Annotated in this window: 15 protein-coding genes; 6 read left to right on the top strand and 9 right to left on the bottom strand. The window is 73.1% G+C overall.

Going from position 1 to position 18938, the window contains the following annotated elements:
* Nucleotides 1–4: 4 nt before the first annotated feature.
* From AC07FY_RS30100 to AC07FY_RS30085, 4 genes are all read right to left on the bottom strand, one after another.
* Complete coding sequence (locus AC07FY_RS30100; RefSeq protein ID WP_479012611.1) at nucleotides 5–1468, bottom strand: NCS2 family permease; 1464 nt, start codon at nucleotides 1466–1468, stop codon at nucleotides 5–7.
* A gap of 321 nt (nucleotides 1469–1789) precedes the next feature.
* Nucleotides 1790–4195 (bottom strand): xanthine dehydrogenase family protein molybdopterin-binding subunit, encoded by a 2406-nt coding sequence (locus AC07FY_RS30095; protein WP_479012608.1) that lies wholly within the window; start codon nucleotides 4193–4195, stop codon nucleotides 1790–1792.
* Nucleotides 4196–4197: 2 nt separating this feature from the next.
* Nucleotides 4198–4803, bottom strand: a complete 606-nt coding sequence (locus AC07FY_RS30090; protein ID WP_257553638.1) for a (2Fe-2S)-binding protein — start codon at nucleotides 4801–4803, stop codon at nucleotides 4198–4200.
* A 2-nt stretch (nucleotides 4804–4805) separates the two neighbouring features.
* A complete protein-coding gene (locus AC07FY_RS30085) occupies nucleotides 4806–5702 on the bottom strand; it encodes an FAD binding domain-containing protein (RefSeq protein WP_479012605.1) in 897 nt (298 codons plus the stop codon).
* A gap of 254 nt (nucleotides 5703–5956) precedes the next feature.
* Between AC07FY_RS30085 and AC07FY_RS30080 the strand changes: the two genes are divergently transcribed.
* Both AC07FY_RS30080 and AC07FY_RS30075 read left to right on the top strand, forming a co-directional pair.
* Nucleotides 5957–7636, top strand: coding sequence for a PucR family transcriptional regulator (locus tag AC07FY_RS30080; protein ID WP_479012602.1), 1680 nt, complete (start codon nucleotides 5957–5959; stop codon nucleotides 7634–7636).
* A 166-nt stretch (nucleotides 7637–7802) separates the two neighbouring features.
* Nucleotides 7803–8594: a hypothetical protein gene (locus tag AC07FY_RS30075; RefSeq protein ID WP_479012599.1), complete on the top strand. Its 792-nt coding sequence runs from the start codon at nucleotides 7803–7805 to the stop codon at nucleotides 8592–8594.
* A 9-nt stretch (nucleotides 8595–8603) separates the two neighbouring features.
* Here AC07FY_RS30075 and AC07FY_RS30070 read toward each other — a convergent pair whose 3' ends face one another.
* Nucleotides 8604–9371, bottom strand: a complete 768-nt coding sequence (locus AC07FY_RS30070; protein WP_479012596.1) for a GntR family transcriptional regulator — start codon at nucleotides 9369–9371, stop codon at nucleotides 8604–8606.
* Between AC07FY_RS30070 and AC07FY_RS30065 the strand changes: the two genes are divergently transcribed.
* Nucleotides 9370–10230, top strand: a complete 861-nt coding sequence (locus AC07FY_RS30065) for a (2Fe-2S)-binding protein (protein ID WP_479012593.1) — start codon at nucleotides 9370–9372, stop codon at nucleotides 10228–10230. The two genes, AC07FY_RS30070 and AC07FY_RS30065, sit on opposite strands and share 2 nt — an antisense overlap.
* Before the next feature lie 197 nt (nucleotides 10231–10427).
* Complete coding sequence (locus AC07FY_RS30060; RefSeq protein WP_479012590.1) at nucleotides 10428–11486, top strand: DUF2637 domain-containing protein; 1059 nt, start codon at nucleotides 10428–10430, stop codon at nucleotides 11484–11486.
* Between the two features lie 48 nt (nucleotides 11487–11534).
* Here the strand turns inward: AC07FY_RS30060 and AC07FY_RS30055 are convergent, their stop codons facing one another.
* The 3 genes from AC07FY_RS30055 to AC07FY_RS30045 form a co-directional block, all read right to left on the bottom strand.
* A complete protein-coding gene (locus AC07FY_RS30055) occupies nucleotides 11535–12011 on the bottom strand; it encodes an ATP-binding protein (protein ID WP_479012588.1) in 477 nt (158 codons plus the stop codon).
* Nucleotides 12012–12093: 82 nt separating this feature from the next.
* Nucleotides 12094–13836, bottom strand: coding sequence for a pyruvate dehydrogenase (locus AC07FY_RS30050; protein WP_479012585.1), 1743 nt, complete (start codon nucleotides 13834–13836; stop codon nucleotides 12094–12096).
* 28 nt (nucleotides 13837–13864) lie between these two features.
* Nucleotides 13865–14860, bottom strand: a complete 996-nt coding sequence (locus tag AC07FY_RS30045; protein WP_479012582.1) for a protein phosphatase 2C domain-containing protein — start codon at nucleotides 14858–14860, stop codon at nucleotides 13865–13867.
* Nucleotides 14861–15918: 1058 nt separating this feature from the next.
* Between AC07FY_RS30045 and AC07FY_RS30040 the strand changes: the two genes are divergently transcribed.
* Together AC07FY_RS30040 and AC07FY_RS30035 are read left to right on the top strand one after the other, a co-directional pair.
* On the top strand, nucleotides 15919–16896 hold the full coding sequence (locus AC07FY_RS30040; RefSeq protein WP_479012722.1) for a helix-turn-helix domain-containing protein: 978 nt from the start codon (nucleotides 15919–15921) through the stop codon (nucleotides 16894–16896).
* Between the two features lie 24 nt (nucleotides 16897–16920).
* Entirely contained in the window at nucleotides 16921–17403 is a 483-nt protein-coding gene (locus AC07FY_RS30035; protein WP_479012579.1) for a DUF456 domain-containing protein, read from the top strand.
* Between the two features lie 228 nt (nucleotides 17404–17631).
* On the opposite strand, the gene rsgA is transcribed toward AC07FY_RS30035, so the two are convergent.
* The gene (gene rsgA / locus AC07FY_RS30030) at nucleotides 17632–18759 is read right to left on the bottom strand and encodes a ribosome small subunit-dependent GTPase A (RefSeq protein ID WP_479012577.1); all 1128 of its coding nucleotides are present in this window, start codon (nucleotides 18757–18759) and stop codon (nucleotides 17632–17634) included.
* Between the last annotated feature and the right edge of the window lie 179 nt (nucleotides 18760–18938).

Raw genomic sequence — 18938 nt, 5'->3', positions numbered from 1 at the left:
CGGGTCAGCCGACGCCGAGCCAGCCCTCGATCGGGTGCAGGGCGAAGAAGACCAGGAAGATTCCGGTCAGCGCCCACATGAAGGCGCCGATCTCACGGGCCTTGCCCTGGGCGACCTTGATGGCGACGTAGGAGATGACGCCGGCGGCGACACCCGCGGTGATCGAGTACGTGAAGGGCATGATCACGACGGTCAGGAAGACCGGGATCGAGGTGGAGCTGTCGGCCCAGTCCACGTGGCGGGCGTTCTGCATCATCATCGCGCCGATGACGACCAGGGCCGCGGAGGCCACCTCGCCGGGGACGATCTGGGTGATCGGGGTGAAGAAGAGGCAGGCGGCGAAGAACAGCCCGGTGACGACGGAGGCGAGGCCTGTGCGGGCTCCCTCACCGACGCCGGTCGCGGACTCGACGAACACGGTCTGGCCGGAGCCGCCCGCGACGCCACCGATGGCGCCACCGGCGCCGTCGATGAACAGGGCCTTGGACAGGCCCGGCATGCGGCCCTTGTCGTCGGCCAGCTTGGCCTCGGTGCCGACGCCGATGATGGTGGCCATCGCGTCGAAGAAGCCGGCGAGCACCAGGGTGAAGACGATCATGCCGACCGTCATGTAGCCGACGTCGCCCCAGCCGCCGAAGGAGACGTCGCCGAAGAGCGCGAAGTTCGGCATCGAGATCGCGGTGCCGTCCAGCACCGGCGGGCCGTTCTTCCATGCCTTGGGGTCGATGTCCACGATCGCGTTGAGGATCGCCGCGAGGACGGTGCCGCCGACGATGCCGATCAGGATCGCTCCGGGCACCCGGCGGGCCTGGAGCATGAAGATGGCGATCAGGGTGACGGCGAAGAGCAGGACCGGCCAGCCGGACAGCTCACCGGTCGCGCCGAGCTGCACGGGGGGCATGAACTCCCCGCCGTTGCCGACGAATCCGGCCTTGACGAAGCCGATCAGGGCGACGAACAGGCCGATGCCCATGGTGATGGCGTGCTTGAGCGCCAGCGGGATGGCGTTCATGATCATCTCGCGGAGGCCGGTGACGACCAGGAGACAGATCACGACACCGTAGACCACGCACATGCCCATGGCCTGCGGCCAGGTCATCTGCGGGGCCACCTGCGAGGCCAGCACACCGGACACGGACAGGCCGGCGGCGAGGGCGAGCGGCACCTTGCCGACGAAGCCCATGAGCAGCGTGGTCACGGCGGCGGCGAAGGCGGTGGCGGTGATGATCGCCGATCCGTCCATCACGGTGCCGGCGACGTCCTTGCCCGAGAGGAGCAGGGGGTTGAGAAGGAGGATGTACGCCATCGCCATGAAGGTCGTGATACCGCCACGAACTTCGTTGCCGACGTTGGATCCTCTGTGTGTTATGTGAAAGTACCGGTCGAGCCAAGAACGCCCGGCGGGGGTGCGAGAGCCGTCGCCGGCCTCTTCCGCGGTGGTCTTGGGCTCCACAGACGACTGGGTCATGGTGCCTAACTCCCAAGGTTCAAAGGGGCACCCGCTTGGAGATTGGAGACGCGGGATTTGGGAAACTGCGTTGGCTGCACGACCCGGGGTGACGGCCCGAGGCGACGCGAAAGTGCACTGCGTGTACTGCGGGTAGCGCGGGGGTGACCGCTGGTACTACGTGGGGGTTCTCGCAGGGGTACTGCCGGGTGAAGCGGACCGCGAGCGGTGCGGTACTTCGGGTACTCCGGGCGGGGCGCTGCGAAGTGTGACGTTCCCATCGCGCACCGCCCGGAGAGTCTGAAGGGGTCCGGGGGCCTGGCGACCCCCGGACCAGCCGTCCTAGAGGGTCCCGGTGAGGGCTTCCGGACGGATCGGCGTCTTGTTGAGCTCCAGACCGGTCGCCTGCCGGATCGCCGCGAGGACGGCCGGGGTGGACGACAGGGTCGGGGCCTCGCCCATACCGCGCAGGCCGTACGGCGCGTTCGGGTCGGCGAGCTCCAGGACGTCGACCGGGATGGTCGGGGTGTCCAGGATGGTCGGGATCAGGTAGTCCGTGAAGGAGGGGTTGCGCACCTTCGCGGTCTTCGGGTCCACGATGATCTCTTCCATGATCGCCACGCCGAGACCCTGGGTGGTGCCACCCTGGATCTGGCCGACCACGGAGAGCATGTTCAGGGCCTTGCCGACGTCCTGCGCGGTCGCCAGCTCCACGACCTTGACCAGGCCGAGCTCGGTGTCCACCTCGACGACCGCGCGGTGCGCGGCGAAGGTGTACTGGACGTGGCCGTCGCCGTGGCCGGTCTTCAGGTCGAAGGCGACGGTCGGCCGGTGCCGGAACTCCAGCTCCAGGTCGATCGCGTCCTCGCCCTCGAGGACGTCCGCCAGGTCCGCGAGGACCTCGCCGCCGTCGGTGACGACCTTGCCGCCCTCCAGGAGCAGCTCGGCGGTCGCCCACGCGGGGTGGTAGGAGCCGTTCTTGCGGCGGCCGATCTCCAGGACCTTCTCGCGGACGGCCTCGCAGGTGTTCTTCACCGCGCCACCGGTCATGTACGTCTGCCGGGAGGCGGACGTGGAACCGGCGGAGCCGACCTGGGTGTCGGCCGGGTGGATGGTCACCTGCGTGACGCCCAGCTCGGTACGGGCGATCTGCGCGTGGACGGTCACACCGCCCTGGCCGACCTCCGCCATGGCCGTGTGGACCATCGCGACGGGCTCGCCGTTGATGACCTCGAGCCGCACGCGGGCGGTCGAGTAGTCGTCGAAGCCCTCGGAGAAGCCGACGTTCTTGATGCCGACTGCGTAGCCGACGCCGCGGACGACGCCCTCGCCGTGGGTGGTGTTGGACAGGCCGCCCGGCAGCGCGCGGACGTCCGCGCCCTCCCCGGCGCTCTCCCACTGGCGCTCCGGCGGCAGCGGGCGGGCCTTGACCCGGCGCAGCAGCTCGGCGACCGGGGCCGGGGAGTCCACGACCTGGCCGGTGGGCATGATCGTGCCCATCTCCATGGCGTTCAGCTGGCGGAACTCGACCGGGTCCATGCCCAGCTTCGCCGCGAGCTTGTCCATCTGGGCCTCGTAGGCGAAGCAGGCCTGGACGGCGCCGAAGCCGCGCATCGCGCCGCAGGGCGGGTTGTTCGTGTAGAGCGCGATCGCCTCGATGTCGACGTCCTCGATGACGTACGGGCCCACCGAGAGGGAGGACGCGTTGCCGACGACGGCCGGGGAGGCGGACGCGTAGGCGCCGCCGTCCAGGACGATCTTGCACTTCATGTGCGTGAGCTTGCCGTCCTTGGTGGCGCCGTGCTCGTAGTAGAGCTTCGCTGGGTGGCGGTGCACGTGTCCGAAGAAGGACTCGAAGCGGTTGTAGACGATCTTGACCGGCTTGTTCGTGGCCAGGGCCAGGAGGCAGGCGTGGATCTGCATGGAGATGTCCTCGCGACCGCCGAAGGCACCGCCGACGCCGGAGAGCGTCATGCGCACCTTCTCCTCGGGGAGACCGAGGACGGGGGCGATCTGCTTGAGGTCCGAGTGCAGCCACTGGGTGGCGACGTAGAGGTCGACGCCGCCGTCCTCGCAGGGCACGGCGAGACCGGACTCCGGGCCGAGGAACGCCTGGTCCTGCATGCCGAAGGTGTACTCGCCCTCGACGATCACGTCGGCGCGCTTGCGCGCCTCCTCCACGTTGCCGCGGATGATCGGCTGGCGGTGCACGATGTTCGGGTGCGGGACGTGACCGCTGTGGTGGTCGTCGCGGCCCTCGTGGATCAGGGGCGCGTCCGCGGCGAGCGCGGAGGCCTCGTCCGTGACGAGCGGCAGCTCGCGGTAGTCGATCTTGATTTTGGCGGCCGCGCGGCGGGCGGTCTCCGGGTGGTCGGCGGCCACGAGGGCGACCGGCTCACCGTGGTGGCGCACCCGGCCGTTGGCGAGCACCGGGGTGTCCTGGATCTCCAGGCCGTAGTTCTTCATCTCGGCCGGCAGGTCGTCGTACGTCAGCACCGAGTAGACGCCGGGCATGGCGAGCGCCTCGGAGATGTCGATGGACGCGATCTCGGCGTGCGCGACGGTGCTGCGCAGGGTCTGGCCCCACAGCATGTCCTCGTGCCACATGTCCGAGGAGTACGCGAACTCACCGGTGACCTTGAGGGTGCCGTCCGGGCGGAGCGTGGACTCCCCGATGCCGCCCTTGTTGTGCTTCTGGCTGACGTTCGTCGGCGCACCGGAAGGTACGGTGCGGGTGTTCTGAGCCATGGTCAGACCGCCTCTGCCTGACGGGCGGCCGCGAGGCGGACCGCGTCGAGGATCTTCTCGTAGCCCGTGCAGCGGCACAGGTTGCCGGACAGGGCCTCACGGATGTCCTGGTCGGACGGGGAGGAGTTCTCCTCGAGCAGCGCGTCGGCCTGGACCAGGAGGCCCGGGGTGCAGAAACCGCACTGGACGGCGCCGGCGTCGATGAACGCCTGCTGGATGTTGGAGAGCTCCACGCCCTCGCCGGTCTGGGAGTCGCCGGGCTTGGCCTGCCACTGCTTGGCCGCGTCCAGGGACACGCCCTTGCTGCCGCAGCCGCCGCCGGTGCCGCAGGCACCGCCGTGGCCGTGCTCCTCGCGCTGCTTGGCGAACTCCGCCAGGCCCTCGACGGTCACGACGTCGCGGCCCTCGACCTGACCGGCCGCGACCAGGCAGGAACAGACCGGCACGCCGTCGAGGCGGACGGTGCAGGAACCGCACTCGCCCTGCTCGCAGGCGTTCTTCGAACCCGGCAGGCCCAGGCGCTCGCGCAGGACGTACAGGAGGGACTCGCCCTCCCAGACGTCGTCGGCTTCCTGCTGACGGCCGTTGACAGTGAAATTGACGCGCATGATTACGCAGCCCCTTCAAGCGAGCGGCCGTTGCCGGTACCGCGGTACTGCTCCCAGGTCCAGACGAGCTGGCGGCGAGCCATGATGCCGACCGCGTGACGGCGGTACTTCGCCGTGCCGCGGACGTCGTCGATCGGGTTGGCCGCGCCGGAGGCGAGGTCACCGAACTGCTTGGCGATCGACGGGGTGATGACCTTGCCCGACTCCCAGAAGCCGCCCTCTTCGAGCGCGGCGTTCAGGAACTCCTCGGCGGCCTTGGCGCGGATCGGGGTCGGCGCGGCAGACCCGATGCCGGTGCGGACCGTGCGGGTCTGCGGGTGCAGTGCCAGGCCGAAGGCGCAGACCGCGATGACCATCGCGTTGCGGGAGCCGACCTTGGAGTACTGCTGCGGACCGTCCGCCTTCTTGATGTGGACGGTCTTGATGAGCTCGTCGGCGGCGAGCGCGTTGCGCTTGACGCCGGTGTAGAACTCGTCGATCGGGATCAGGCGAGAGCCGCGTACGGACTCCACCTCGACCTCGGCGCCCGCGGCGAGCAGCGCCGGGTGCGAGTCACCGGCCGGCGAGGCGCAACCGAGGTTGCCGCCGACGCCGCCGCGGTTGCGGATCTGCGGGGAGGCGACCGTGTGCGAGGCGAGCGCGAGACCCGGGAGCTCCGCGCGGAGGTTCTCCATGATCTGCGTGTACGGGACGGAGGCGCCCAGACGAACCACGTCCTCGCCGACCTCCCACTCCCGCAGGAGACCGATGCGGTTCAGGTCCAGGAGGTACTCCGGCCGACGGTGGTCGAAGTTGATCTCGACCATCACATCGGTGCCACCCGCAATCGGCACAGCTGTGGGGAACTCGGCCTTAGCGGCGAGCGCCTCCTCCCAGCTGGCGGGGCGAAGGAAGTCCATGTGCGGCTCTCTTCTTCTTCATCGTGTCGTTCACTTCAAGCCAGGAGGCCCCATGGCCCTCGACTGGTCGTTCACGTGCTGTTAACGCGGTGTGGACTCAGTACACCGGCCGCCTGTCCCCGGGGTGCAGTCACCGAAACCATGAAGGAGTTGGCTGACGCCCTCCCCCGTCTTGTAGATTCGTATGAAAGGCAGGATGCGACGACCTGCCCGATTTCCAACGGCAACATTCGAGACAGATCGGCGGCGACATCATGCGGCTGCGCGCACTGCTGGAAACCGAGGCGCTGGGGCTGCGGCTGCTGGGCGGCGAGGACGAACTCGACCGGACGGTCCGCGGGGTCATGACGACCGACCTGCGTGATCCCAGCCGATACCTCACCGGAGGCGAACTGGTCCTCACCGGCCTGGCCTGGCGTAGGAATTCAGCCGACTCCGAGCCGTTCGTACGAATCCTGGCGAGCGCGGGCGTGGCCGGGCTCGCGGCCGGCGAGGCGGAACTGGGGGACATCCCCGACGACCTGGTCTCAGCCTGTCGGCGCAACCGGCTGCCGTTGTTCGCCGTGAACGAAGACGTTGCATTCGCCACCATCACCGAGTACGTGGTGCGCCAGGTCTCCGGGGAGCGCGCGGGGGACCTCGCGGCCGTCGTGGACCGCCACCGCCGCCTGATGACCTCGGGTCCGGCGGGCGGTGGACCGGATGTGGTGCTGGATCTGCTCACCACCGACCTCGATCTCCGGGCCTGGGTGCTCTCCCCCACCGGCCGGCAGATCGCCGGGGCGGGAGAGCCGCTGGCACCGGGCGTGTGCGCGGCCCTGGCGAGCGAGCACCTCGCGGCGGTCCGGACGGGCCGCAGGGGACCGCACCGGATCTCCCTTCAGGGTATTACCTACTCGCTCTTCCCGATCAGGGGACACGGCCGGGGCGCCGCAGGACCGGGCTCGCGGGACGTGCGCGAGAGCGTGCTGTCGGACTGGCTGCTGGCCGTGGAGGCGGACGCGGGCGACTGGCCCGCCGAGCGCCTGGACCTGCTGCAGGGCGTCACCCAGCTGATCGCCGTCGAGCGGGACCGGCGCGACGCCGCCCGCACCGTGCGGCGCCGCCTCGCACAAGAGGTGCTCGAACTGGTCCAGACGGGTGCTCCGCCCGCCGAGATCGCCGCCCGCCTGCGAGTGGCGGCGCCGGTGCTGCTGCCCGGCCTCGGCGCGGCCCCGCACTGGCAGGTGGTCGTAGCCCGGGTGGACTGGGACGGCGGTGACATCCCCGGCGGCCCGGTGGCGCAGTCGCTGCTCGAGGAGATCCTCGTCGACCCGTCCGTCTCGGGGCCGGAGCCCTCGGACCGGATCGCCGTCGCCCACGCCGGGGACGAGGCCATCGCCCTGGTGCCGCTGCCCACGCTGACCGGTGAGGGCGGGGAGGACAAGGGCCCCGACTCGGCCCTGCACGCCGACGAGCTGCTCTCGTCGGTGCGCGACCCCCTCCAGGCGGGTCTCGCCGACGACGGGCGTCTCACGCTCGGCGTCAGCGCGGCCGTGCACTCCGCCGAGGGGCTGCGCGGTGCGCTGGAGGAGGCGCGGCACGCCCGCCGGGTCGCCGCGGCCCGCCCGGGCCGGGTCTGCGCGGCGGGGCACCACGAGCTGGCCTCCCATGTGCTGCTGCTGCCGTTCGTGCCGGACGACGTGCGGCGCGCCTTCACCGCCCGGCTGCTGGATCCGCTGCGGGACTACGACCGGCGCCACCGCGCGGAGCTCATCCCGACGCTCGAGGCGTTCCTGGACTGCGACGGCTCCTGGACCCGCTGTGCGACGCGCCTGCACCTGCACGTCAACACGCTGCGCTACCGGGTGGGGCGGATCGAGCAGTTGACGGGGCGTGACCTGTCGAGGCTGGAGGACAAGCTCGATTTCTTCCTGGCACTGCGGATGAGCTGAGAAGATCGCCCCGCCCCGCGCAGGGGGCCGGCCGGGGGGACGCTGATGATCCGTCCGGACTTTGTGAAAGAGTTCACCCGACCCCTTGGCCGGAGCCGCCGATCCGTGCTCTCATTTCGCCCCAGGGCTCAACGATGTGCTGCTTGGTTGCTTTGGGGAGGGCAATGTGGCGGAGACCGCCATGTCGGGTGCCGGAACAACCGGGGGAGACGACCCCCTCCAGCGGGCGATATGGCGGCTGCGCTCGCGCGGCTGTTGGACCGACGCGGCGGCTCTCCTGACGCCACACGTCGGGAAGACCGCGAACGCGGGGGCCGCCGTGCAGCGGACCGCGCTGCTGGTCGAACGCTGCCTGTTCACCGGCCAGGGCTGGGCCGAGGCCGAGGACGCGCTGCGGGTCGCCGAGGCGCTCGCCCAGGACGACGACGACCGCGGGTCGGCCGCGTGCGAGCGCGGCCACCTGGCGTACGCGGCGACCGTGCTCGGGGTGCGGGACCGGGCCGACGAGGCCCGCTCCGCACTGGGCCGCGCGGCGGCGCTGCTGTCGCCCGGGTCCCGGACGCGCCCGCTGCTGGACTTCCGGCGGGGGCTGGTCGCCGAGCACCTCGCGGACGCCCCGCAGTCGGCCCGTCCGGCGTACCACCGGGCGCACGCCGGAGCGGTCGCCCACGGGGACACCCTGCTGCTGTCCTTCACCTGGCGGCACCTGGCCGCGCTGGCCCTGCGGGACGGCGAGGTGGCCGAGGCCCGGCACGGCTTCCTGGAGTCCCTGCGGATCCGCGAGGAGCTGGGGTTCCTGGTCGGCACGGCTCCCGCGCTCGCCGCGCTGGCCGAGGCCGAGCCGGAACCGGAGGCCACCCGCCTGCGCGCCGAGGCGCGCCGGCTGTTCCACCTGCTGGGCGGCATCCCCACCTGGCTGGCGGACCAGCTGCACGTCACCCCGTCGCCGGCGGCGTAGCCCCTGTCGTCAGGGGGTGGCCGTGAAGTGTTCGCGGACCAGGGACTCCACCACCGGCAGGTCGCCGGCGGCGAGGGCCTCCAGCAGGGCCGCGTGCTCCGCCGCGTCCGCGACGAGATCCGCCCGGCGGATCCGGGCGGCCCCGGGCAGGGGCCACTGCGCCCGGCGGTGGAGCTCGTCCGCCACCTGGACCAGCTGGTCGTTGCCGGCCAGCGCGAGGACCTCCCGGTGGAAGGCCCGGTCCGCCTCCGCGTACCCGGGGACGTCGCCGGCCGCCGCCGCCTCGGCGGTGGCGGCCGCGGCCGGGCGCAGGGCCTCCCAGGCCGGGGCGGGCACGGAACGGGCCAGCCGGAGCATGACCGGGACCTCGAGCAGGGCGCGTACCTCCGCCAGCTCCGCCCGCTCGCGCGGCGTGCGCGACAGGACGCGGAAACCGCGGTTGGGGAGGCATTCCACCGCCCCCTCCAGGGCCAGCTGCTGCATCGCCTCGCGCACGGGGGTGGCGGAGACCCCGAAGCGGTCCCCCAGGGCCGGGCCCGAGTAGATCTCGCCCGGCACCAGCTCGCCGTCGACGAGTGCGGCGCGCAGCGCGTCGAGGACCTGTCCGCGCACGGAATGGCGCAGCACCTTCCTCGTCTGCGCCGGTACCCGGGGTCGGGCCGTGTCGTGCACTCGGTCCTCCTCGGTGTCTCGGCCTGCGCCGAGGATACTGCGTGGTAGAAGTCGGGTAAGGTAAGGCTTACCTGTCAACAATCGTGCGATTCGGTGGTCCGCCATGACCGTCACGGCCGTTGTACCCGTCACCGCCTCCCCCGTGGCGGCCTCGTACGCCCGGCTGGCCGCGGCCTACGCCGGGCTGTCCGTCGTCGAGCGTGCCGCGCACGAGCCCGCCCCCCGCGGCGAGGGGTGGGTCGGCGCGGACGAACTCGCGGCGGGCGGTCAGGCGCTGGACGCCTTCCTCGCCTGGGACGACGCCCAGGTCCTGCGGGACTACGGGAAGCAGGGCCGCCCCGATGTGGTCGCGGGCTTCGGGCTGCACCGGTACGCGTGGCCGGCCTGCCTGCTGATCACCCTGCCGTGGTTCCTCCAGCGGCGGGTCCCCCGGCTCCCGGCCGCGGCGGTGGCCTTCCACCGGACCCGGGGCCGGATGGCCGTGCACGTCGCGGAATTCGCCTGCCTGCCGGACGACCCGGCGGCCGCCCTCCCCGGGGCGCGGATCGTGCCCGACGAGGAGGCGCTGCGCGCCGAGGTCCGGGCCGCGGTAGCCGAGCACCTCGAACCGGTCCTGGCGGGCTTCGGGCCGCGCATGCGGCGCGGGCGCCGCGCCCTGTGGGGCATGGTGACCGACGAGGTCGTCGAGAGCCTGTGGTACGTGGGCGGGCTGCTCGGCGAGGAGCGGCGGGCCATGGCCGAACTGGAGGCGCTGCTGCCCGGCTCGACCGCCCCGTACACCGCAGGGGCGGGTTTCCGCACGCTCCGCGCGCCGGACGGCCGGGAGCTGTCCACGCGGGACCGGGCCGGCTGCTGCCTCTTCTACACGATCCGGCCGGACGACACCTGCGTCACCTGCCCCCGGACCTGCGACGCGGACCGCGTCGCGGCCCTCACCGCGGCGGCCGGACCGATCACGGGCTGAACCCACCCCCACGGGTGACCCGATTCGAACTCAACTGCCGCCGTACGGCAGTCTGTTCGAGTCACAACACCCTATCCGGCGGGCCCCGACCCCCGATGGCGTCCACTTGCCCGGAAACCGGCGTGCCGGGCCGATCCGCTGCGCCACTATGGCGCCGGAAAGGCCGCACACGCGAGGCAGAGGCAAGGGACACCCGCATGAGACTGACCGACATATCGCTGGACTGGCTGCTGCCCGGCAGCCTGCTGATCCTGGGCGTACTTGCGGCAGTTGCGGTACTGGCCCGGGGCCGGCGCGAGAGCGAGAAGGCCGCCGCCGAGGACAGCTGGGAGCGCAGCGAGGAGCGCCGCAGGCGCAAGGAGGCCGTCTACGGCACCGCTTCCTACGTCCTGCTCTTCTGCTGCGCCGCCGTCGCCGCCGCGCTCTCCTTCCACGGGCTGGTCGGCTTCGGGCGGCAGAACCTCAGCCTGTCCGGGGGCTGGGAGTACCTGGTGCCCTTCGGCCTCGACGGCGCCGCCATGTTCTGCTCGGTGCTCGCCGTCCGCGAGGCCAGCCACGGTGACGCCGCGCTCGGCTCGCGCATGCTGGTCTGGTTGTTCGCGGGCGCGGCCGCCTGGTTCAACTGGGTGCACGCGCCGCGCGGGCTCGGCCACGACGGAGCACCGCAGTTCTTCGCCGGCATGTCGCTGTCGGCGGCCGTCCTCTTCGACCGGGCCCTGAAGCAGACCCGCAGGGCGGCGCTGCGCGAACAGGGCCTGATCCCGCGGCCCTTGCCGCAGATCCGGATGGTCCGCTGGCTGCGGGCACCCCGGGAGACCTTCGGCGCCTGGTCGCTCATGCTGCTGGAGGGGGTGCGCACCCTCGACGAGGCCGTGGACGAGGTGCGCGAGGACAAGAAGGAGAGGGAGAACGACCGGCACCGCCGACGGGAGCAGCACCGTCTGGACCGGGCGCGCATCAGGGCGCTGGGCCGGCAGCACCGGGCCTTCGGGCGGGCCCGCGGCCGCCAGGTCGACCTCCCGGAACTGACGCAGGGAGCGGGCTCCGCGCCGGTCGGCGCGGAGCCAGCCATACCGGAGTCGGGACAGCTGCCTCCGCTCCGAAGGCCCTCGCTGCAGGCCGTCAGCCGGACCGAGTCCCCTGAGGTGACCGGCCCCCGGACGGTGGACCTCACCGCCGAGGACGACACCCAGACGATTCCCCGGCTCGACTCCCTGGAGCGCAAACTGAAGGACCTGGAGCAGCAGTTCGGCTGACCGGTCCCCCACCGGGGCGCGGACGCCGTAGCCGGAGGGCCCGCCCGTTCAGGCGAGCCCTCCGTCCAGTTCGAACCAGACCACCTTGCCGCGGCCCGGTTCCAGCGCGTCCACGCCCCAGGCGTCGGCGAGTGCCTGCACCAGGGCGAGGCCCCGGCCGTGCGTACCGTCGTCGGCGGCCGGTACGTACGGCACGGGCCGCCGCGCGGCGTAGTCCCGGACCTCCACCCGAAGCCGGGCGGCCGCCAGGCTCGCCGAGACCTCGGCACCCTGCTCGGTGTGGACGAGGGCGTTGGTGACGAGCTCGGTCACCAGGAGTTCGGCCACCTCCGCGGCGTCGGAGCGGCACCGGTGGCGGAGCAGGTCCCGTAAGCACCGCCGGATGTCACCGACGGCTTTCAGGTCCGCCCGGCGGACGCTCCGGCTGATCTCCAGCTCCTCCACCGCCGCCCCGCCCTCGGCCGAGGGTTCGCGAGGTACCGGCCGCCCTCTCTTCTGCTTGCCCGTGTTCGCCCCCACCCGCACGGCGGTGTACCTCCCGCGTCCATCCCTCTCGAACAGGTCTACGGGATGCATGCCCCCCGGGCCGGTCCGCACTCCTGCGGGCTCAGGGACGCGGCACGTTGCGCAGGTTGGATCGAGCCATCTGGATCATCCTGCCGACCCCGCCGTCCAGCACCATCTTGCCGGCGGAAAGGGCGAATCCGGTCACCATGTCGGCACTGATCCTCGGCGGGATCGACAGGGCGTTGGGGTCGGTCACCACATCCACCAGGGCGGGTCCGGGGTGCTTGAACGCGTCCTTGAGGGCTCCTGTGAGCTGCTTGGGCTTCTCCACGCGCACTCCGTACGCACCCGCCGCGCGGGCGACGGCGGCGAAATCGGGATTCGTGTTCGCCGTCCCGTAGGAAGGCAGGCCGGAAACCAGCATCTCCAACTCGACCATTCCCAGAGATGAGTTGTTGAACAGGACCACTTTGACGGGAAGGTCGTACTGCACCAGGGTGAGGAAATCTCCCATCAGCATCGAGAAGCCGCCGTCACCCGACATCGACACCACTTGACGGTTCCGGTCGGTGAACTGTGCGCCGATCGCCTGCGGAAGAGCGTTGGCCATGGATCCGTGGCTGAACGATCCGATGATGCGCCGCTTGCCGTTCGGGGAAAGATAGCGCGCCGCCCACACGTTGCACATGCCGGTGTCGACGGTGAACACGGCGTCATCGTCGGCGAGTTCGTCCAGGACCGACGCCACGTACTCCGGGTGGACGGGCGTGTGCTTCTCCACCTTGCGGGTGTACGCCTTGACCACGCCCTCCAAGGCGTCCGCGTGCTTCTTCAGCATCCGGTCCAGGAAGCGGCGGTCGCTCTTGGCGCGCACCCGCGCGTTCAGGGCGCGCAGGGTCTCCCGCACGTCCCCCCAGACGGCGAGGTCCAGCTGGGACCGGCGGCCGAGGTGCTCGGGCCGGATGTCCACCTGGACGATCTTGACGTCGTCGGGGAGGAAGGCGTTGTACGGGAAGTCCGTGCCGAGCAGGATCAGCAGGTCGCACTCGTGGGTCGCCTCGTAGGCGGCGCCGTAGCCGAGGAGACCGCTCATACCGACGTCGTACGGGTTGTCGTACTGGATCCACTCCTTGCCGCGCAGGGCGTGCGCGATGGGGGCCTTGACCCGGCCCGCGAACTCCATCACCTCGGCGTGCGCCCCGGCGGTGCCACTGCCGCAGAAGAGGGTGACCCTGTCCGCCTCGTCGACGAGCCGGACCAGCTTCTCGATCTCGCCGTCGCCGGGCCGGACCGAGGGCCGGGAGGTGACCATGGCGTGCTCCACCGCCTTCTCCGGCGCGGGCTGCGCGGCGACGTCCCCCGGCAGCGCGACGACGCCGACGCCGCTGCGGCCGACGGCGTGCTGGATGGCGGTCTGCAGGACCCGCGGCATCTGCCGGGGGTTGGAGATCAGCTCGCTGTAGTGGCTGCACTCGGTGAACAGCCGGTCGGGGTGGGTCTCCTGGAAGTAGCCGAGGCCGATCTCCGCGGAGGGGATGTGGGAGGCCAGCGCGAGCACGGGGGCCATGGAGCGGTGGGCGTCGTACAGGCCGTTGATCAGGTGCAGGTTTCCCGGGCCGCAGGAGCCCGCGCAGGCGGCGAGGCGGCCGGTGATCTGGGCCTCGGCGCCGGCCGCGAAGGCCGCCGTCTCCTCGTGCCGGACCTGGATCCAGTCGATGCCGTCCGTCCGGCGGATGGCGTCCACCACCGGGTTGAGGCTGTCGCCCACGACGCCGTACAGCCTGCGCACGCCCGCGCGCACCAGGATGTCGACGAACTGCTCTGCCACGTTCTGCTTGGCCATGCCTCCCATCCAGCCACGGGTGCGTCGCTTACGCCTCCCAGACTGCGGCAGCCGTGCGGTCGTCGGCGTAACCCTTCAGGCGGAGCTGGGTGTCCGCGAGGAAGGCGGCGAGGCCGGGTGGTTCCGGCTCGGCCCAGCGCGCGGCGAGCGCGTGCGGCAGGAGCGGCTCCTCGCGCATCGGCTCCGCCAGGCCGCCGGAGCACAGCAGCAGGGTGTCGCCGGGGCGGGCCACGGACGCGCGGAACCGGAAGCCGGTGCCGGTCCCGGGGTGCCCGTCGGAAGCGGGTGGCGCCGGGGGCGGGGGCGGCTCGGAGGCGGTGCGGGCGGGCGGGGCGGCGGAGGGCGCGGTGGGCTCCAGGTCCTGCCAGGCGCCGTCCCGCAGCCGGAACAGCCCGCCCGCCCCGGCTCCGAAGCACACCCGGGTGCGGCAGGCGGGGTCCACCGGGAGCAGCAGCCCGCGCAGGCCGGCCGTGTACGCCCCCTCCTCGAGCCCCAGCTCGGCGGCGCGGGCCCGCAGCCGGCCGTAGCCGCGGTCGGTGAGGCGCTGGAGACCCGAGCGCAGGGCGTCGCGGCGACCGGTCCGGATGTCTTCGGCCAGCCGCTCCTGGCTGCGCCCGACGGCCGCGGCGACACTCCGGCAGAGCTCGGCGGCGGCCTCGGCGGCCCCCGGCGCCGCCCGGTCGCCTCCGGCGAGGACCACCAGGACCAGGGCGTCGTCCCCGCCGCCGAAGCGAGCGGTGAGCAGGACGTCGCGGCGGGCCTCGCCGCGGAACCGGGCGGAGTCCCCGCGGAGGGAGGCGGCCCGCAGGGTGTACGTGCCGTAGCGGGCGCCCTCCAGGACCGTGTCGGGGATCAGCCCGTCCACTGCGGCCGGGTCGGCGGGCGGGAGCGCACCGGGTTCGGCGGCGTACGTGGGCGCCCGGTCCCCGAGGTGCCGCACCTCGGGCCGCCGGGCCGCCGCCGCGGGCCGGGCGACCGGGGGCCCCGGCGGCGGCGCGTCGGGCCGGGCGGGCGGCACGTCCACGCCCCCGAGCGCGTACGAGGTGACCCCGCCCTCCCGCGGATCGCGCGGGGCGGTCCCGCCGGGGGCCGGGGGTCCGGCGGGGGGCGGGGGAACCGGTAGCTTCGGGGCGGCGGGAGGGGCGGCGGGTGGAGGCGGCACCGCGACCGCGCGCGGGGCGGGTACCGCGCCCGTCTGCGGGGTGGCGACCGGATGCGGCGGGACGGCCGGACCCGAACCGGCACCTGGCGCCGGTGGAACGGCCGGACCCGAACCGGCACCTGGCGCCGGTGGGACGGCCGGGTCCGAACCGGCTGCGGGCGGCGGCGGAACGGCCGGGTCCGAACCGGCTGCGGGCGGCGGCGGAACGGCCGGGTCTGGCACCGGCACCGCCGTGCGGGGCTGGGCCGGGGGCCATCCGGGCGGGGGCGGGGGCGGCGACCGCCGAGGCCCCGGAAGCAGCGGTTCCGCCGCGGGCGGATCACCAGGAGCCGGCGAAGGACCCGCCGCCCGCCCCGGCCCCGAGACCGGCCCCTGCACCGCAGCCGGCCCGGGAACCTGAGCCGAGGCGGGGGCGGGGACGGAGCCCGGGGCGGCCGGCGGGGTCGGGGGCCGGGTGGCCGCTGGGGGCGGTGGGGTCGGCGGTGGCGGAGTCGTCAGGTGGGCCGCCGTGTGGAAGCGGTGGTCCAGGGTGTCGCCCGGCTCGGGGGACGGCCCCGGGTCCGGGTCCTCGTACAGCTTCTGCCACCAGTCGTCCGCGCCCGCGCCCTGCTGACTCATGCCCTCATTCTGGGCCTCCCGCACGGGCGGAAAACGCCGAACGCACGAAAAGGGTCCACCGGGCCGCCGCCCGGTGGACCCCTCCACCCCCACCCGCGCGGACTGGCGGACGTCGAACGCCCGCACGGCCACCTGGGTGACGGCAGCTTCCCTCGCCCCGTACCCGGCTTGCGGTCGGCGGATGTCGGTGCTGCGGTGACACCACCTTGGCAGAGTGGCAGGGGGTGCGGCGATGATGTCGGCGGCGGGTTCGCGCCGTGGCCGCTTCCCGCCAGGGTGCGGCGGAGAGGGGGGTGTTCGGATTGCTGGGTGCGATAGGCCTCGACGAGGGCCAGGAGGCGGCGTACCGCGCGCTGGTGGCGCTGGGGGCGGCGGAGGTGCCCGATCTCGCGCACCGGCTGACCCTGCCGGTGCCGCAGACCGAGCGGACGCTGCGGCACCTGGAGCGCCACGGGTTGGCCGCGCAGTCCTCCGCGCGGCCGGGGCGCTGGGTGGCGGCTCCGCCCGGTGTCGCCCTGGGGGCGCTGCTCACCCGGCAGCGGCAGGAGCTGGAGCAGGCGGAGCTGGCGGCGGCGCTGCTGGCGCGGGAGTACCGGGCGGAGGCGGCCGAGCCGGCGGTGCACGACCTGGTGGAGGTGGTGCAGGGCGCGAGCGCGGTGGCGCACCGCTTCCTGCAACTCCAGTGGGGCGCGGAGCGGGAGGTGTGTGCGCTCGTCACCGGCCGGCCGCAGGTGGTGACGGGTGCGGAGAACGAGGCGGAGGAACGGTCCTCCGTGCGCGGCGTCCACTACCGGGTGGTGATCGAGCGGGAGGTGCTGACCCTGCCGGGCGGGATCCGCGAGGTGTCGGCGGCGCTGGGGCGCGGCGAACAGGTCAGGGTGACGGACGCGGTACCGACGAAGCTGGTGATCGCGGACCGGGCCCTGGCGATGGTCCCGCTGACCACGCGCGGCGCGGAGCCGGCGGCGCTGGTGGTGCACGCGTCGGGGCTGCTGGAGTCCCTGACCGGCCTGTTCGAGGCGGTGTGGCGGGAGTCGCTGCCGCTGCGGCTGGGCACGTCGGGCGGGCCCGAGGAGGCGGACGGCGGCCCGGACACCACCGATCTGGAGGTCCTGAGCCTGCTGCTGGCCGGGATGACGGACGCGAGCGTGGCCAAGCACTTGGACCTGGGGCTGCGGACGGTGCAGCGGCGGGTCAAGGGCCTGATGGAGCTGGCGGGGGTCACGACGCGGCTCCAGCTGGGCTGGCACGCCTGTGAGCGGGGCTGGGTGGTCCGATAGGTCCGGTTCGGTCAGGCTGGGCAGATGGATCTGCCGCAGCTGCTCCTGGTGGGGCTGGTGCTGCTCCTCGGGGTGGCCGGGGTGATGGTGCCGGGCGTGCCGGGGACCTGGCTGGTGTGGGCGGGTCTGTCGTGGTGGGCGCTGCACGAGCGGTCCGGGCCGGCGTGGACCCTGCTGGTCGCGGCGACGGTCCTGCTCCTGGTGGTCCAGGTGGTGAAGTGGCTGCTCCCGCCACGTCGGCTGCACGGGGCGGGGGTGACCCCCCGGATGGCGGCGTACGCGGGGGCCGGGGCGGTACTGGGCTTCGTGCTCATCCCGGTGCTGGGGGCGGCCCCGGGCTTCGTGGGCGGCATCTACCTGTGCGAGCGGCTCCGCCTCGGGGCGCACGGCGAGGCGTGGGCGTCGGCGCGGGCGGTGATGCGGACGGTGGGGACGAGCGTGCTGGTGGAGTTGTGGGCGTGCCTGGCGGTGGTGGCCGCGTGGGTGGCCGTGGCGGCGGCCACCTGAACCGCGGCGTGGGGCGCGGGGCTCAGGGGCGGGGCTCCACCCCCAACCCGGCGCATCCCTCGCCGGCAAGGCTGAGTACGACCTGCCCGGGCCGGTCGCCGGCGCGGCGGCGACCGGCCCGGCCCGGCTCCCCCGCCCGCCCGCCGGATGCGACCCGGTGGGCGGGGGGTGGTCCCGGGCCGGCGGAGGCGGGGCTGCCGGAGCAGTGGGCCCGGCTCCGCCGGCGGGTCAGGCGCGGCCGGAGCGCTTGGCGGCGTAGTTGGCCCGGCCCACGGCGGACTTCAGCCGCCAGTCGCGGCGGATCTCCGCACGGAGCCTCGCGTCCGTCTTCGCCACGATCCGCTGGTTCTCCCGCAGCAGCTTGCGGTAGCTCTCCAGGCGGCGTTCGGGCAGCGACCCGCAGTCCACGGCGGCCAGCACCGCGCACCCCGGCTCCGCCTCGTGCGCGCAGTCGTGGAAGCGGCAGTCCTCCGCCAACTCCTCGATCTCCGCGAACACCTGGCCGACGCCGGCCCCGGCGTCCCACAGCCCGACCCCGCGCAGTCCGGGCGTGTCGATCAGGACGCCGCCGCCGGGCAGGACGAGCAGGTTGCGCGTCGTGGTCGTGTGGCGGCCCTTGCCGTCGACCTCGCGGGCCTCCCGGACCGTCATGACGTCGGCTCCGAGCAGGGTGTTGGCCAGGGTGGACTTGCCGGCGCCCGAGATGCCGAGGAGCACGCTCGTCCCTCCGCCGACGACGGCGGTGAGGACGTCCGTGCCCTCCCCGGTCACGGAGGACACCGTCAGCACCTGGACCCCCGGTGCGCTGGTCTCCACGTCCTGGACCAGGTGGGCGAGCACCACCGGATCGGGGACCAGGTCGGCCTTGGTGAGCACGACCAGCGGCTGCGCCCCCGATTCCCACGCCAGGGCCAGGAAGCGCTCGATGCGTCCGAGGTCCAGTTCCACGGCGAGGGAGACGGCGATGATCGCGTGGTCGACGTTGGCGGCGAGGATCTGGCCCTCGGACCGCTGGGAGGAGGTGGAGCGTACGAAGGCGGTGCGCCGCGGCAGGTACGCCTTCACGTAGCGCGGAGTGCCGTCCGGCTCGACGGCCGCCCAGTCGCCGGTGCAGATGACCCGCAGCGGGTCGTGCGGGGTGACGAAGGCGGTGTCGGCACGGACGAGCCCGTGCTCGGTCATGACGTCGCACTGCCCGCGGTCGACGCGTACGACGCGGCCCGGCACCAGGCCCTGTTCGGCGTACGGGGTGAACTCGGCCGCCCACGCGTCGTCCCACCCGTAGGAGGTCAGGGCGTCGATGAGCGGCGCGGAGGAGGAAGAAGAAGAGGAAGGAGAGGAGAGCGGGAGAGACAAGGGGAACCCTTCACAGGGTGGCCCCGGCGCCGCGCGTGCGCCCGATGGCGGTGCGCGCGGAAGTGTGAGGTCAGCCGGAGACCACGGAAGTGACATCGACGGTCTTCTGAGTGCGGGCGGCGGCGCCCTGCCTGACGACAGTCGTCAATGAACTCACCTCCGGGTCGTGCGCGTACGGC

The sequence above is a fragment of the Streptomyces sp. NPDC045967 genome (genome assembly GCF_056430495.1).
This window is presented reverse-complemented; position numbering and strand designations above follow the sequence as displayed.

Coding starts and splice junctions, on each gene's coding strand:
- AC07FY_RS30080 (WP_479012602.1), top strand. CDS start 5,957: ATGCGGCTGCGCGCACTGCTGGAAACCGAGGCGCTGGGGCTGCGGCTG.
- AC07FY_RS30090 (WP_257553638.1), bottom strand. CDS start 4,803: ATGCGCGTCAATTTCACTGTCAACGGCCGTCAGCAGGAAGCCGACGAC.
- AC07FY_RS30035 (WP_479012579.1), top strand. CDS start 16,921: ATGGATCTGCCGCAGCTGCTCCTGGTGGGGCTGGTGCTGCTCCTCGGG.
- AC07FY_RS30060 (WP_479012590.1), top strand. CDS start 10,428: ATGAGACTGACCGACATATCGCTGGACTGGCTGCTGCCCGGCAGCCTG.
- AC07FY_RS30065 (WP_479012593.1), top strand. CDS start 9,370: ATGACCGTCACGGCCGTTGTACCCGTCACCGCCTCCCCCGTGGCGGCC.
- AC07FY_RS30085 (WP_479012605.1), bottom strand. CDS start 5,702: ATGGACTTCCTTCGCCCCGCCAGCTGGGAGGAGGCGCTCGCCGCTAAG.
- AC07FY_RS30070 (WP_479012596.1), bottom strand. CDS start 9,371: ATGGCGGACCACCGAATCGCACGATTGTTGACAGGTAAGCCTTACCTT.
- AC07FY_RS30050 (WP_479012585.1), bottom strand. CDS start 13,836: ATGGCCAAGCAGAACGTGGCAGAGCAGTTCGTCGACATCCTGGTGCGC.
- AC07FY_RS30095 (WP_479012608.1), bottom strand. CDS start 4,195: ATGGCTCAGAACACCCGCACCGTACCTTCCGGTGCGCCGACGAACGTC.
- AC07FY_RS30100 (WP_479012611.1), bottom strand. CDS start 1,468: ATGACCCAGTCGTCTGTGGAGCCCAAGACCACCGCGGAAGAGGCCGGC.